We start from the raw sequence: 12,399 nt of genomic DNA, 5'->3' as shown, positions 1-12,399 counted from the left end.
TAGGGGTATGCCCACGTATCGGGAACTGGCCGAGACCATCCGGAAGGTCCTTCTCCAAGGGGCGGTGGCTCCCAGGCGGCAGGTCCTCCCCATCCCCGGGGGGAGCTTCCTGGCCATGCCCGCCGCCGACCGGGAGGTGGCCCTGTGCAAGCTGGTGACGGTGGAGCCCGAAAAAAGCCCCGCGGTGCAGGCCGAGGTCTGGGTGAAGCGGCTTGCGGACGGCAAGGTCTTCCACCTCCCCGGGGAGGAGCTCACGAGGAGGCGCACCGCCGCCCTTTCCCTCCTGGCGGCGGAAACCCTGGCCTCGAGGCGGGAGGGGGCTTTGCTGGTGGTGGGGCCCGGGGCGGTGGGGGAGGCCCACCTCGAGGCCTTCCACGAGGGCTTTCCCCTGACCCGGGTCCTGGCGCGGGGCAGGGGCCGGGAGCGGCTTCGGGCCTTTCTGGAGAAGGCGCAACTCCTGGGGCTTCCCGCCGAGGAGTGGAGGGGGGAGGGGATTCCCGAGGACGTGGCCTTCCTGGTCACCGCCACCCCAAGCCCCACCCCCGTCCTCCCCGAAAGGGTGCCCGAGGGGGTGTTCCTGGCGGCGGTGGGGTCCTTCCGCCCGGAGATGCGGGAGGTCCCCGAGGCCTTGGTGCGGGAGGCCGCCCTCTACTGCGATACCGAGGACGCCCTTTCGGAGGCGGGCGAGCTTCAGGGGGTGGAAAAGCCCGTGGTGACCCTGCGGGAGGCCCTCTTGGGCCGAAGGAGCGAGGGGCGGTTCGTCCTCTTCAAGAGCGTGGGCCACGCCCTCTTTGACCTGGCGGCGGCCCGGGCCTACCTGGGGCTATAGGCGCACCACCACCTTGCCCGCGTGCCCCCGGTCCACGAGGGTCCGGAAGGCGGCCTCGGCCTCGAGGAAGGGAAAGACCTTCCCCACCACCGGCTTGAGCCCCCGGCCCAGCCGCGGCAGGAGAAAGGCCAGGGCCTCTTCCACAAGCGCCTTCTCCCGGAGCAGGGGGGCGAGCCAGAAGCCCAGCACGGCGAGGTTTTTCCGCATGAGCCTCAGGGGAGGGATGGGGGCCGCCTCCCCCTCGGCGGCCCCGATGTAGACCAGGCGCCCCTTGGGCCTGAGGAAGCCCAGGCTTTCCTCCACGGCCTTGCCCCGGACTTCCAGGACGATGTCCACCCCACCCAAGGCGCGCACCTTCTCGGGCAGGGTCTCGTAAGGGGCCACCTCCTCCGCCCCCAAGGCCTGGGGAAGGGCAAGCTTAGAGGCCGAGGAGGCCGCCGCCACCACCCGCAGGGAGAGGGCCTTGGCCACCTGCACCGCCGCCGTGCCCAAGGCCCCGGCCGCCGCCTGCACCAAAACCCACTCCCCCGGCCTGGCCTGGGCTTGCCGGAGGGCCAGGTAGGCGGTGAGGAAGGAGACAGGGTATGCGGCCGCCTCCTCGGGGCTTAGGCCCTCCGGCACGGGCAGGAGGTGCTCCGGGGGCACGGCCACCTTCTCCGCCAGGGCCCCGTGGGAAAGGAGGGCGGCGTACCGCTTCCCCGCCACCTGGCCCACCAGCTCCATCCCCGGGGTGAAGGGCGGGTGCACCCGGGTCAGATACCCTCCCAGGCGCATCAGGTGGTCGGCGAAGTTGAGGCCCACCGCCTCCACCTGCACCAAGACCTCCCCGGGGCCTGGGGTGGGTTCGGGGACCTCCCTCAGGGCCAAGGGGCCTCCCAGGCGTTCTTGGATCCAGACGCGCATGGGTTCAGTCTACGCTACCCCTTCACCGAGCCCGCCAGAAGCCCCCGGAGGAAGTAGCGACCTAGAAAGATGTAGACGAGGAGGGTGGGCAGGGCCGCCAGGATGGCTCCTGCCATGGGCAGGTTCCACTTCACCGCCTCCCCTCCGGCGAGTTGGGCCAAGGCCACGGTGATGGGCTGGCTTTCGGGCCGGGTAAGGGTCACGGCGAAAAGGAACTCGTTCCAGATCTGGGTGAACTGCCAGATGGCCACCACCACGAAGGCCGGGGCGGAAAGGGGCAGGATCACGTGGCGGAACACCCCGAAGAAACCGGCGCCGTCTATGCGGGCCGCCTCCACCAGCTCATCGGGGATCTCACTGTAATAGTTCTTGAAAATAAGGGTGACGATGGGGATGCCGTAGACCACGTGTACCAGGATGAGGCCAAGGAGGGTTCCATAAAGCCCGATGGCCTTCACAAACTGGAAGAGGGGGATGAGGATGCTCTGGTAGGGGATGAACATCCCGAAGAGCATCAGGGCGAAGAGGAGGCCCGACCCCCTGAAGGGCCACTTGGCCAACACGTACCCGTTGAGGGCCCCTACCGCGGCGGAGAGGAGGGTGGCGGAAAGGGCTAGGACCAGGCTGTTTTGAAACTTGGGACGGAAGGCCTCCCAGGCGATGCGAAAGCTCTCCCAGTACACGGGGTCGGGCCAGCGCCAGACCGTGTCCAGGGTGATCTTGGCGGGCTCCTTGAGGGCGGTGAGGACCACCAGGTACACGGGGAGGAGGAAGAAGGCGGTGGCCAGGAGAAGGAAGGCGTATAAGAGCGTCCGGCCCATCACCGCCGCACCTCCTTCCTGAGCTGGCTGGCGAGATAGGGGATGACCACCACCGCCACCAGGAGGAGGAGAAGGATGCCGATGGCCGCCCCCTTGGCGAACTGGTTGCCCCGGAAGGCGAGGAGGTACATGTAGATGGCGGGCACGTCGGTGGGGGCGTAGTCCAGGCCGGCCATGGCGAAGATGAGGTCAAAGATCTTGAGGGCGATGTGCCCCAGGACGATCATGGCCGAAAGGGTGATGGGGGCGAGCATGGGGAAGATGACCCGCCGGAAAAGCTGCCACTCGCTGGCCCCGTCCACCCGGGCGGCCTCGAGGACCTCCACGGGAATCCCCCGGAGGCCCGCCAGGTAGAGGGCCATGGTGTACCCCGACATCTGCCAGACCGCCGCCAGGATGACCCCCACCAGGGCCAGGCTGAAGCCATGAGGTTCGGGGTAGGGAAGCAGGTGCACCCCTCTTCCCCAGGTGAGGGCAAAGAGGAGAAGGAGGCCTCCGGAGGACAGGCTCCAGTAAAACCGCTTCCTTTCCCCCTCCCGGCGGGCGCCCCAGGCCACGTAGAGAAAGACAAGCCCCACCACGAGGGCCGTGTAGAAGGGGAGCTGGTTCCAGTCAAACACCAGGGTCTGCGCCCGGGTGGTGAGCCAGGGGAGGGAGAGGGGCGGCAGGCCCAACAGGGTAGGGAGAACGTTCACCCCCCCTTGGGGTTGCAAAAGCCAGCGCCAGATGGTCCCCGTGACCACGAAGGAGAGGGCCATGGGGAAGAGGAAGACGGTGCGGAAAAACCCCTCCCCTTTGGGGCTCCGGTCCAGGGCCAGGGCCAAAAGGAGCCCAAGCCCTAGGCTTCCCGCCATGAAGAAGAGGGTAAAGAAGATAAGGTTCACCACGCTCTGGCGGAAGCGCGCGTCCACAAAACCGGTGAAGAGCTCGCGGTAGTTTTCCAGGCCCACGAAGTGGAGTTCGGGCCGCAAGGCCAGGGCCTGGGCGGGGTTTCGCCCCCAGTCGGTGAGAGAGGCCCAAAGGTTTTGCCCGATGAAGCCGTAGACGAAGATGCCCACCGCCACCAAGGAGGGGAGGAGGACCAGAAAGGCCGTGATCCGGTCGCGCACGTTGCCTCCGGGGGAAAACCCGCAGGGGCATTTGCCCCTGCGGGTTCCAAGCCCTTAGCGGCCCAAGCCCACCTGGCTGGCGATGGCCTGGGCGGCGTTGGCCGCCGCTTGGGCGTTCTTGTTCTGCAGGAAGATCTCCATTACGGTGCCGAACTGGCTCATGAAGCTCTCGGGCGCCACGGCCCCGTGGACCAGGGAACCCACGATGCGGTTGGACTTCCAGTCCTTCATGGCGGACTGGCCGTAGGCGTTGTACTTGGCGGGGTCAGAGTCCAGCCGGGCGGCGATGGAGCCTTTGAGGGGGTTGAAGGTGTCCTGCCCCTCCTTGGAGCCCACGAGCTTAAGCCAGTTGAGGGCGTTCTGGCGGTTCTTCGCCCCCTTGGGCAGGCCGAAGGAGTCGGAGAGCATCATGAAGATTCCGGAGGTTCCGGGGGAAGGCGCCCAGGCGAAGTCGGTGCCTGGGCGAAGCTTCAAGGTGGTGGCCATGTATCCGGCGGCCCAGTCGCCCATGATGTTGAAGGCCGCCTGCCCTTGGACCACCCGGTCCACGGCCTGCTGCCAGGAAAGGCCGGCGGCGTCCTTATTGGCGCAGTCCAGGACCTTCCCGAAGGTTTCCCAGACCGCCACCGCCTTGGGGTCGGTGAACTTCAGCTTCCCGCTCCAGAGGTTGTTCCAGCCTTCCGCCCCCAAAGTGGCCAGGGCCACGCTCTCCCAGAGGTGCTGCTGGGTCCAGTTCTCCCCCAGGGCCAGGGGAGCCTGGAGGCCCTTCTGCTTCAGGGTCTGGCAGGTGGCCAGGAACTCCGCCCAGGTCTTGGGCGGGGTCACCCCCCACCGCTGCAGGTTGGCGGGGATGTACCACATGACGTTGGAGCGGTGGATGTTGACGGGGACGCTCCAGATGCCTCCCTTGTAGGAGATCAGGTCAATGAGCCCTTTGGGGAAGGCCTGGAGCCAGCCTTCCTGGCGGAAGAGGGAGGTCAGGTCCTCCATGCGGTCGGCCACCACCCAGGTGCCGATGAGCTCCATCCCGGCGTGCACTTGGAAGGTGTCCGGGGGATCGCCCCCCAGCATGCGGGTCTTGAGCACCGCCTTGGCGTTGACTCCGGCCCCGCCGGTCACGGTGGCGTTGATGACCTCCACGCCCGGGTACTTCTGCTTGTAGAGCCGGATGAGGGCCTCCAGGGCGGGGCCTTCGTCTCCCGCCCACCAGGAGAAGATCTCCAGCTTGCCCGTCTGGGCCAGGGCGCTAAGCCCCAGGGCCACGCCGATCGCCAAAAGCCACTTCCTCATACCTACCTCCATTGCGACGTGGGCTTTCTGCCCACAGGCCGCCCAGCTCAAAAAACCGCGCCAGAAAAAGGCTGGCGCCGCCCACCGCCGGGGCCAGATGCCCGTAGACCGAGGGTTGCACGGGAAGGGACCGATGGGCTTCCAAGAAGGCGTGGGCCTCTAGGGCCCGCCGCAGGGAATCCTCCAGAAAAGGGAAGAACTCCGCCACCTTGCCCCCCACCACCACCCGCGCGGGATCGTAGGCCACGGCCAGGTTGGCCAGGAAGCGGCCCAGGGCTTCCCCCAGGTGGGCGAGGGCCTGCAGGACGAGGGAATCCCCTCCTCGGGCCAGGTGGAGGAGGGCCCCCAAGTCCTCCGCCTTTCCTCCCAGGGCCCGGTGGTGGGCCAGGAGGCTGTCCAGGCCCAGCTCGGTTTCCAGGCACCCCCGCCGGCCACAGGCGCAGGGCTTGCCCCCGCTCCCCAGCCAGTGGCCAAGCTCCCCTAAGGCCCCGTTGACCCCCCTTAAGAGCCGCCCCTCCGCCACCACCCCCACCCCCAGGCCGGTGCTGAGGATCAGGTAGGCCAGGTGGGTTTCCCCGTGGAGGAAGACCTCGGAGAGGGCCGAGGCCTTGACGTCGTTTTCCGGCCAGAGGGGGAGGGGCGCCCGAAGGAGGCCGAGGTCCAGGTCCTTCCAGCCCAGGTTGGGGGCCAGGAGCAGGCGGCCCGAGACCACCACCCCGGGCAGGGTAAAGCCCAGCCCCAGGGCCCCTTGCGACCGGGGAAGGGCTTCTTCCAAGAGGCGGTGGAGCCGGGCCTCGAGGCCGGTTTCCCGGGGATGCGCCCACTCCTTGGCCCAGAGCACCTCCCCCCGCCAGTCCAGGGCCACAAGCACCGTGCCCTCCACGCCAAGCTCGGCCCCAAGGGCGAAGCGTGCCCCGGGGCGGAGGTGCAGAAGGGTGCCGGGACGCCCCAAGGGGGGAGAAGTGAAGGCCCCTTCCTCCAGGAGGCCTTCCTGCAGGAGCTCCTCCACCAGGCGGCTTATGGCGCTTTTGGCCAGGCCGGTGCGCCGGGATAACTCCGCACGGGTCAGGGGCCCCTTCCGCAGATGCCCCAGGATGGCCCGGCGGTTTAGCCTGCGGATTTCCTGCGTGTCTCCCTTGCGCACCCCCACCCCCCTTTAGTTCGTTCTCAGCACTAAGCAAACCACCCCGGCCCTTCCTTGTCAAGCCCCCTTGTCAGATCCCTCCTCGAGGCTTAGCCTTAAGGCCAAGGCCCGCTAGGGCCCAAAAGCCAGGTCCCGTTGCCCTGGTGCCTGGACGCGTAGTCCAGGCTTAAAGTGGGGAAGTCCGGTGCAAGTCCGGCGCTGTCCCGCAACGGTAACCGGCCACGCATCAGGCCTTTCTTCGCAGGCCGGAAGCCCGAATGCCTGCCAGGGCCGCCCGCTCCTCCCCTGGACGGGCACCTCACGCGGATGGGGGAAGTGGGGGACAAACGCCTTTTGGCCTTTGGCCCCTGCCTCCCGGCAGGGGTTTTCCCTACCTCCCCCGGGCCTGGCCCTAGCGGCCTTAGGGAGGTAGGCATGAAAAGACTCTTTGCGGTGCTCTCGGTCCTTCTGGCCCTGGCCTTGGCTTTCCCCCTCACCGTCACCGATGACCTGGGGCGCACGGTCACGGTTAAGGCCCCGCCCAAGCGCATCGTCACCATGCTCCCCTCGGTGACGGAGACGGTCTGCGCCCTGGGGGCCTGCGACCGCATCGTGGCCACCGACGACTACTCCGACTGGCCGGAAAGCGTGAAGAGGCTTCCCAAGGCGGGGGGGCTTTACAACCCCAACCCCGAGCTCATCGCTTCCTTGAAGCCCGACCTGGTGCTGGTGTCCAAGTACGGGAGGCTCTACGAGACCCTGGAGCGGGCCGGGCTTACGGTGTACGCCGTTCGCACCGAGACCTACGAGGACATCTTCAAGACGGTGCGCACCCTGGGGAGGCTCTTGGGCCTTCCCGCGGAGGCGGAGCGCCTGGTGGCCCAGATCCAGAAGGAGGTCTACCAGGAGGAGGCCCGGGCGGCCAAGGCCAAGGCCCGCCCCCGGGTTTACTACGAGATTGACCCCACCCCTTACACCGTGGGCCCCGAGAGCTTCATCGGCGTTCTCATCCAAAAGGCCCGGGGGGTGAACATCGTGCCCAAGGAGCTCGGCCTTTTCCCCAAGATCTCCCCGGAGTTCGTGGTGGAGAAAAACCCCGAGGTCATCGTGGCCACCTACCCGGGCGCTTTGGAGGTCATCCGCAAGCGGCCGGGGTGGGACCGGGTTAGGGCCGTGCAAACCGGCCGGATCTGCGTCTACACCGGGGGGGAGGACAGCCTCCTTTCCCGCCCCGGCCCCCGGGTGGCCCTGGGCCTTCGCCTCCTGGTGGACTGCTTCCACGGCAGGCCATGACCCTAAGCCTTCCCCTGGCCTTAAGGCGTAGCCTGGTCTTCGCCTGGCTCTTCGCCCTCCTCCTCCTGGCCCTGGTCCTGGGCCTCGCCTTCGGGGCGGTGGCCGTCCCGCCGGGGGAGGTGGTCCGGGCCCTCCTGGGGCAGGTGGAAAACCCCATCGTTACCGAGCTCCGCCTGCCCCGGGTCCTGGGGGGAGTCCTGGTGGGGGCGGCCCTGGGGGTGGCCGGGGCGGCCTTTCAGGGGCTTTTCCGCAACCCCTTGGCCGACCCTTACCTCATGGGGTCGGCCTCGGGGGCGGCCTTGGCCGTGACCCTCTTCGCGAGCCTTTTAGGGGGGCTTTCCCCGGCCTTTGCCCAGCACGCCGTCTTCCAGCACCTGCCCCTTTCCGCCACCCTCTTCGGTTTTTTGGGGGCCCTTTCCGCCACCCTCCTCACCCTGGTCCTGGCGGGGGGGGTGGCCCGCACGGGGGAACTGGTCCTGGCCGGGGTGGTGGTGGGAAGCGTCCTCACGGGGGCCACCACCTACCTCATGCTCCAGGACGCCGACCGGGTGCGGGCGGTCTTCGCCTACACCCTGGGGAACCTGGCCTTTATGGGCTGGCCTGGGGTGAGGGCCCTGGCCCTCTTCCTGCTCCTCGCCCTGCCTCCCCTCTTCCTCCTGGGAAGGGTGCTCAACGCCCTAGGGCTCGGGGAGGAGACGGCCAGAAGCCTCGGGCTTCCCCTGGAGGGCCTCAAGCTCCTCCTTTTGGGGGCGGCAAGCCTCCTTACCGCGGGAGCCGTGGCCCAGGCGGGGATCATCGGCTTCGTGGGCCTGGTGGCGCCCCACGTCCTGAGGCGGCTTTTGGGGGAGGACTACCGCCTGCTCCTTCCCGCAAGCGCCCTAGGGGGCGGGGCCCTTCTCGCCCTGGCGGACCTCCTCGCCCGCACCCTGGCCCGCCCGGCGGAGCTTCCCGTGGGGGTGGTGACCACCCTCCTGGGGGGGCCCTTCTTCCTGTACCTCATGTGGAGGCGCCGTGGGCGGGCTTGAGGCCCGGGGCCTACACGGCCCCTTTGCCCTGGAGGGTGTGGACCTCCTCCTCTCCCCAGGGGAGTGGCTCGCCCTCCTCGGGCCCAACGGCTCGGGGAAGACCACCCTCCTCCGGGTGATGGCGGGGCTTCTTCGGCCCCGAAGGGGGGAGGTGCGCCTCGAGGGCAGGTCCCTCGCCGCCTACGGCAGCTACGCCAGGGGGCGCCTCCTCGCCTACCTGCCCCAAAACGGCCCCTACCCCGAGGGGCTTCTGGTGGAGGAGGTGGTGCGCCTGGGGAGGCTTCCCCACCTCGGGCTCTGGGGACGGGAGGGGCGGGAGGACCGGGAGGCGGTGGCGTGGGCCCTGGAGGTCACGGGGGCTTCCGCTTTCCGGGGCAGGCTCCTTTCCACCCTCTCCGGGGGGGAGAGGCAGCGGGTCCTCCTGGCCCGGGCCCTGGCGGCGAGGCCCAGGTACCTCCTCCTGGACGAGCCCACCACCTTTTTGGACCTGGAACACCAGGGGGGGGTGGTGGCCCTCCTCAGGCGCCTGGCGGGGATGGGGGTGGGGGTGCTCTCCGTCCTCCACGACCCCAACCAGGCGGCCCTCGCCCACCGGGTGGCGGTCCTTAAGGGGGGCAGGCTCGTGGCCCAGGGGAGGCCCGAAGAGGTGCTGCGGGAGGGGCTCCTCGCCGCCCTCTACGGCCCCGGGGTGCGGGTGGCCTTCCTCGAGGGCAGGCCCCATGTCTACCTGGACGGATAGGGCCAGGCTCTACGTGAGGCGGCGGGCCTTTCTCCTGGACCTGGGAGAGGAGGTGGTCCTGTACACGGAAAGGGGGCCCAGGAGGGCCCGCTACCTCCTGGTGGGGCGGCTTTCCCCTCCCGAGTGGCTCCGCCTGGGCCTGCCCCGGCAGGGCGTTCTCCATTACCCCTTGGAGGTGGACCCCTTGGCCTTTGAGTGGGAAGGGAGCACCCTGGTCCTTCCCGGCCTCCGGGTCTACCTCGGCGGGCCTCCCGAGTTCGTGGAGACCCCCTACTACGCCTGGCCCTTGACGCCAGGGCCGGGGCCGGGGTAGGGTGGACCTACCGACCGGTTGGTCGTGGGGAGGTGAGGGATGCGGCTCAAGGACAAGGCGGTGCTCATCACCGGGGCGGCCCACGGCATCGGCCGGGCCACCCTGGAGCTCTTCGCCAGGGAGGGGGCGAGGCTCGTGGCCTGCGACCTGGAGGAGGGCCCCTTGAAGGAGGCGGCGGAGGCCGTGGGGGCCCTGCCGGTGGTCATGGACGTGGCGGACCCCGCTTCCGTGGAGCGGGGCTTTGCCGAGGCCCTGGCCCACCTGGGGCGCCTGGACGGGGTGGTGCACTACGCGGGGATCACCCGGGACAACTTCCACTGGAAGATGCCCCTGGAGGACTGGGAGCTCGTCCTCCGGGTGAACCTCACGGGGAGCTTCCTGGTGGCCAAGGCGGCCTCCGAGGCCATGCGGGAGAGGAACCCGGGGAGCATCGTCCTCACGGCGAGCCGGGTGTACCTGGGGAACCTGGGGCAGGCGAACTACGCCGCTTCCAAGGCGGGGGTGGTGGGGCTTACCCGGACCTTGGCCTTGGAGCTTGGGCGGTGGGGGATCCGGGTGAACGCCCTGGCCCCGGGGTTCATTGAGACGCGGATGACGGCCAAGGTGCCGGAGAAGGTGCGGGAGAAGGCCATCGCCGCCACGCCCTTGGGCCGGGCGGGGAAGCCTTTGGAGGTGGCCTACGCCGCGCTCTTCCTCGTTTCCGACGAGTCCAGCTTCATCACCGGCCAGGTCCTCTTCGTGGACGGGGGGAGGACGGTCGGGGCGGCCCCGGCCTGAGATCACCTCATGCGGGCTTGCGCCCGCATGGGGGCCCCGGCGGTGGGAGGGTGTAGGCTTAGGGCATGCGGGTCCTAGGCTGGTTTCTCCTCCTTTTGGGGCTTGTCCTCGCCTGGTTCCTCCTAAGCCCCTTCGTGGCCCTGGTCCTCGCCCTTTTGGCCCTCCCCCTGGCCCTCCTCCTCGCCGCCTTGGCCCTCCCCGTGGCCCTGTTGCTCGCCCTCTTGGGGGTGGCCCTGAGCCTTTTGGGCCTTTTCCTGAAGTGGCTCCTCCCCTTGGGGCTTCTCCTCCTCGCCCTCTGGCTCCTTTTGAGCCCGAAGAGGCCCGTTCCTGAGGGGTGGTGAGGGTGGACTTCCGGAGGCTTGACGCCTACTTCCGGCAGAGGGTGGAGGAGGGCCTTCTCCCCGGGGCTTTGGTCCTGGTGGCCCGGGAGGGGGAGGTGGCCTTCCAGGGGGTCTATGGCCTCCTGGACCCGGAGCGGGGCCTTCCCATGCGGGAGGACGCCCTCTTCCGCCTCTACTCCATGACCAAGCCCTGGGTCTCCGCCCTGGCCCTCACCTTCCTCGAGGAGGGGGCGCTTTCCCTCCAGGACCCGGTGGAGAAGTACCTGCCCGAGCTCTCCTCCCTCCGGGTGGGCCGGGAGGTGGGGGAGGAGGTGGTGTGGGAGCCCCTGAGGCGCCCCCTCACCGTCTACGACCTCCTGCGCCACACGGCGGGCCTCACCTACGGGGTCTTCTTCCGCTCCCCGGTGAAAGGGCTTTACCTCCAGGCCGGGGTGGACCGGTTTGACCTCACCCGGGAGGCCTTTTTGCAACGCCTGGCGGGTCTTCCCCTCCGCTTCCAGCCCGGGGAGGCCTTTGAGTACGGGCTTGCTACCGATGTCCTCGGGCACCTCCTGGAGGCCCTCGCGGGGCGGAGCCTGGCGGAGCTTCTGGAGGAAAGGCTCTTCCGCCCCCTCGGCATGCGGGACTCGGGCTTCCAGGCCAAGGACCCCGCCCGCCTGGCCCAGCCCTTCCCCAAGGACCCCGAGACGGGCCGCACCCCCCGCCTCCTCCCGGTGGAGGGCCCCCCTCCTCGGTACGCCGGGGGAATGGGGGGCGTGGGAACGGCGGGGGATTACCTTCGCTTCCTCGAGGCCCTGCGCACGGGCCAGGGCTCCCTTTCCCCCGCCCTCTGCCGGCTCATGACCGCAGACCACCTGGGCCCTCTGGCCTGGGAGGGGATGCGGAGGGGCCCCGAGTACCTCCCGGGGCCCGGGTACGGCTTTGGTCTCGGGGTGGCGGTGCGGCTTTCCCCCATGGGCCTCTCCCCGGGCAGCCCGGGAGACTGGTACTGGTGGGGGTTTGGCGGCACCTACTTCTTCGTGGACCCCGCCCTGGGCCTGAGCGCCCTTTTCCTGAGCCAGGCCCCGAACCTCCTCTCGGTCTTGGAGCCGGAAAGGGCCCTCCACTCCCGGCTTGGGGCGAGGCTGTACCACGCCTTCCGGACCTTGGTCCACCTGGCCCTAGCCTAAGGGCTCCACCCCGATGGCCTGGGCCAGGGTCTGGGGCAGGAGGAAGACCTCGCCCTTCACCTCCACCCTTACCCCTTCGCCCTTGTCCACCACCAGGAAGCGGACCCCCGGTTTGAGGTGCAGGTGGGCGAGGAGGTTCAGGGTCCCCGGGTCCTGAGCCAAGGCCCGCACCATCCGCACCTCCCCCAGGGGGGCCTGGGGCAGGGGGATGGCCGGGGTGGGGGTGAGGGTGAGCTCGGGGCTTGGGATGGGGTCGCCGTGGGGGTTGAAGGCCGGGTGGCCCAGGGCCTCGGCGATGCGTTCCTCCAGGGCCTCGCTGATCACGTGCTCCAGGCGCTCGGCCTCCTCGTGGACCTCCTCCCAGCCGTAGCCCAGGGCCTGGTGGAGGTAGGCCTCGAGGAGGCGGTGGTGGCGCAGGATCTCCAGGGCCACCTTCCGCCCCGCCTCCGTGAGCCTGGCTCCCCGGTAGGGGCTGTGGTGCACCAGCCCCAGGGCCGCAAGCTTTTTCAGCATCCCCGTGGCGGAAGGCGGCTTGACCCCAAGCCGCTCTGCCAAGGTCTGGGTGGGGACGGGCCCCCCGAGGCCCTCCTCCAACAGAAAGAGCTGTTTCAGGTAATCCTCCTGGGCTTCCGAGAGCGGGGTGCGGGCCATCCCCTTAAAGGTAGCA

14 protein-coding genes and 1 riboswitch are annotated in these 12,399 nt (G+C 69.2%); of the genes, 8 read left to right on the top strand and 6 right to left on the bottom strand.

Features of this window, described 5'->3' with window-relative positions; genetic code table 11:
- The first annotated feature begins 7 nt into the window (after positions 1 to 7).
- Positions 8 to 829, top strand: coding sequence for a Rossmann-fold NAD(P)-binding domain-containing protein (locus ACZ5RK_RS09250; RefSeq protein ID WP_464908930.1), 822 nt, complete (start codon positions 8 to 10; stop codon positions 827 to 829).
- Here ACZ5RK_RS09250 and ACZ5RK_RS09245 read toward each other — a convergent pair.
- The 5 genes from ACZ5RK_RS09245 to ACZ5RK_RS09225 are packed head-to-tail and all read right to left on the bottom strand — an operon-like array spanning position 824 to position 6,096.
- Positions 824 to 1,732: a zinc-binding dehydrogenase gene (locus ACZ5RK_RS09245; RefSeq protein ID WP_464908929.1), complete on the bottom strand. Its 909-nt coding sequence runs from the start codon at positions 1,730 to 1,732 to the stop codon at positions 824 to 826. The genes ACZ5RK_RS09250 and ACZ5RK_RS09245 overlap by 6 nt on opposite strands.
- Positions 1,733 to 1,746: 14 nt before the next feature.
- The gene (locus ACZ5RK_RS09240; protein ID WP_054647549.1) at positions 1,747 to 2,553 is read right to left on the bottom strand and encodes a carbohydrate ABC transporter permease; all 807 of its coding nucleotides are present in this window, start codon (positions 2,551 to 2,553) and stop codon (positions 1,747 to 1,749) included.
- The gene (locus tag ACZ5RK_RS09235) at positions 2,553 to 3,662 is read right to left on the bottom strand and encodes a carbohydrate ABC transporter permease (RefSeq protein WP_464908928.1); all 1,110 of its coding nucleotides are present in this window, start codon (positions 3,660 to 3,662) and stop codon (positions 2,553 to 2,555) included. The genes ACZ5RK_RS09240 and ACZ5RK_RS09235 overlap by 1 nt, the downstream gene beginning before the upstream one ends.
- 54 nt (positions 3,663 to 3,716) lie before the next feature.
- Positions 3,717 to 4,952, bottom strand: coding sequence for an ABC transporter substrate-binding protein (locus tag ACZ5RK_RS09230; protein ID WP_464908927.1), 1,236 nt, complete (start codon positions 4,950 to 4,952; stop codon positions 3,717 to 3,719).
- Positions 4,909 to 6,096 carry an ROK family transcriptional regulator gene (locus ACZ5RK_RS09225; RefSeq protein ID WP_464908926.1) on the bottom strand — a complete coding sequence of 396 codons (1,188 nt, stop codon included), beginning with the start codon at positions 6,094 to 6,096 and terminating at the stop codon, positions 4,909 to 4,911. Before ACZ5RK_RS09225 ends, ACZ5RK_RS09230 begins: the two co-directional genes overlap by 44 nt.
- A 124-nt stretch (positions 6,097 to 6,220) precedes the next feature.
- A riboswitch (cobalamin riboswitch) is annotated at positions 6,221 to 6,379 on the top strand.
- Positions 6,380 to 6,510: 131 nt separating this feature from the next.
- Here ACZ5RK_RS09225 and ACZ5RK_RS09220 point away from each other — a divergent pair.
- From ACZ5RK_RS09220 to ACZ5RK_RS09190, 7 genes are all read left to right on the top strand, one after another.
- Positions 6,511 to 7,368, top strand: coding sequence for an ABC transporter substrate-binding protein (locus ACZ5RK_RS09220; RefSeq protein ID WP_464908925.1), 858 nt, complete (start codon positions 6,511 to 6,513; stop codon positions 7,366 to 7,368).
- A complete protein-coding gene (locus ACZ5RK_RS09215) occupies positions 7,365 to 8,393 on the top strand; it encodes a FecCD family ABC transporter permease (protein ID WP_464908924.1) in 1,029 nt (342 codons plus the stop codon). The genes ACZ5RK_RS09220 and ACZ5RK_RS09215 overlap by 4 nt, the downstream gene beginning before the upstream one ends.
- Positions 8,380 to 9,132: an ABC transporter ATP-binding protein gene (locus ACZ5RK_RS09210; protein WP_464908923.1), complete on the top strand. Its 753-nt coding sequence runs from the start codon at positions 8,380 to 8,382 to the stop codon at positions 9,130 to 9,132. The genes ACZ5RK_RS09215 and ACZ5RK_RS09210 overlap by 14 nt, the downstream gene beginning before the upstream one ends.
- Positions 9,113 to 9,445, top strand: coding sequence for a hypothetical protein (locus tag ACZ5RK_RS09205; RefSeq protein WP_054647759.1), 333 nt, complete (start codon positions 9,113 to 9,115; stop codon positions 9,443 to 9,445). The genes ACZ5RK_RS09210 and ACZ5RK_RS09205 overlap by 20 nt, the downstream gene beginning before the upstream one ends.
- A 39-nt stretch (positions 9,446 to 9,484) precedes the next feature.
- The gene (locus tag ACZ5RK_RS09200; RefSeq protein WP_054647760.1) at positions 9,485 to 10,222 is read left to right on the top strand and encodes an SDR family oxidoreductase; all 738 of its coding nucleotides are present in this window, start codon (positions 9,485 to 9,487) and stop codon (positions 10,220 to 10,222) included.
- 65 nt (positions 10,223 to 10,287) lie between these two features.
- Positions 10,288 to 10,563: a hypothetical protein gene (locus ACZ5RK_RS09195; protein WP_054647761.1), complete on the top strand. Its 276-nt coding sequence runs from the start codon at positions 10,288 to 10,290 to the stop codon at positions 10,561 to 10,563.
- Between the two features lie 2 nt (positions 10,564 to 10,565).
- On the top strand, positions 10,566 to 11,732 hold the full coding sequence (locus tag ACZ5RK_RS09190; RefSeq protein ID WP_464910078.1) for a serine hydrolase domain-containing protein: 1,167 nt from the start codon (positions 10,566 to 10,568) through the stop codon (positions 11,730 to 11,732).
- Here the strand turns inward: ACZ5RK_RS09190 and mntR are convergent.
- Positions 11,724 to 12,383, bottom strand: coding sequence for a manganese-dependent transcriptional regulator MntR (gene mntR / locus ACZ5RK_RS09185; RefSeq protein ID WP_464908922.1), 660 nt, complete (start codon positions 12,381 to 12,383; stop codon positions 11,724 to 11,726). The genes ACZ5RK_RS09190 and mntR overlap by 9 nt on opposite strands.
- Positions 12,384 to 12,399: the final 16 nt, after the last annotated feature.

This window comes from Thermus kawarayensis JCM 12314, assembly GCF_055393575.1.
Note: the sequence above shows the minus strand (reverse complement) of the source record. Positions and strands in the feature narration are given on the sequence as shown.

Bases quoted from the DNA above. Each gene is read 5' to 3' on its own strand.
- ACZ5RK_RS09205 (WP_054647759.1), top strand. From the start codon at position 9,113: ATGTCTACCTGGACGGATAGGGCCAGGCTCTACGTGAGGCGGCGGGCC.
- ACZ5RK_RS09240 (WP_054647549.1), bottom strand. From the start codon at position 2,553: ATGGGCCGGACGCTCTTATACGCCTTCCTTCTCCTGGCCACCGCCTTC.
- mntR (WP_464908922.1), bottom strand. From the start codon at position 12,383: ATGGCCCGCACCCCGCTCTCGGAAGCCCAGGAGGATTACCTGAAACAG.
- ACZ5RK_RS09215 (WP_464908924.1), top strand. From the start codon at position 7,365: ATGACCCTAAGCCTTCCCCTGGCCTTAAGGCGTAGCCTGGTCTTCGCC.
- ACZ5RK_RS09250 (WP_464908930.1), top strand. From the start codon at position 8: ATGCCCACGTATCGGGAACTGGCCGAGACCATCCGGAAGGTCCTTCTC.
- ACZ5RK_RS09245 (WP_464908929.1), bottom strand. From the start codon at position 1,732: ATGCGCGTCTGGATCCAAGAACGCCTGGGAGGCCCCTTGGCCCTGAGG.
- ACZ5RK_RS09200 (WP_054647760.1), top strand. From the start codon at position 9,485: ATGCGGCTCAAGGACAAGGCGGTGCTCATCACCGGGGCGGCCCACGGC.
- ACZ5RK_RS09195 (WP_054647761.1), top strand. From the start codon at position 10,288: ATGCGGGTCCTAGGCTGGTTTCTCCTCCTTTTGGGGCTTGTCCTCGCC.
- ACZ5RK_RS09220 (WP_464908925.1), top strand. From the start codon at position 6,511: ATGAAAAGACTCTTTGCGGTGCTCTCGGTCCTTCTGGCCCTGGCCTTG.
- ACZ5RK_RS09230 (WP_464908927.1), bottom strand. From the start codon at position 4,952: ATGAGGAAGTGGCTTTTGGCGATCGGCGTGGCCCTGGGGCTTAGCGCC.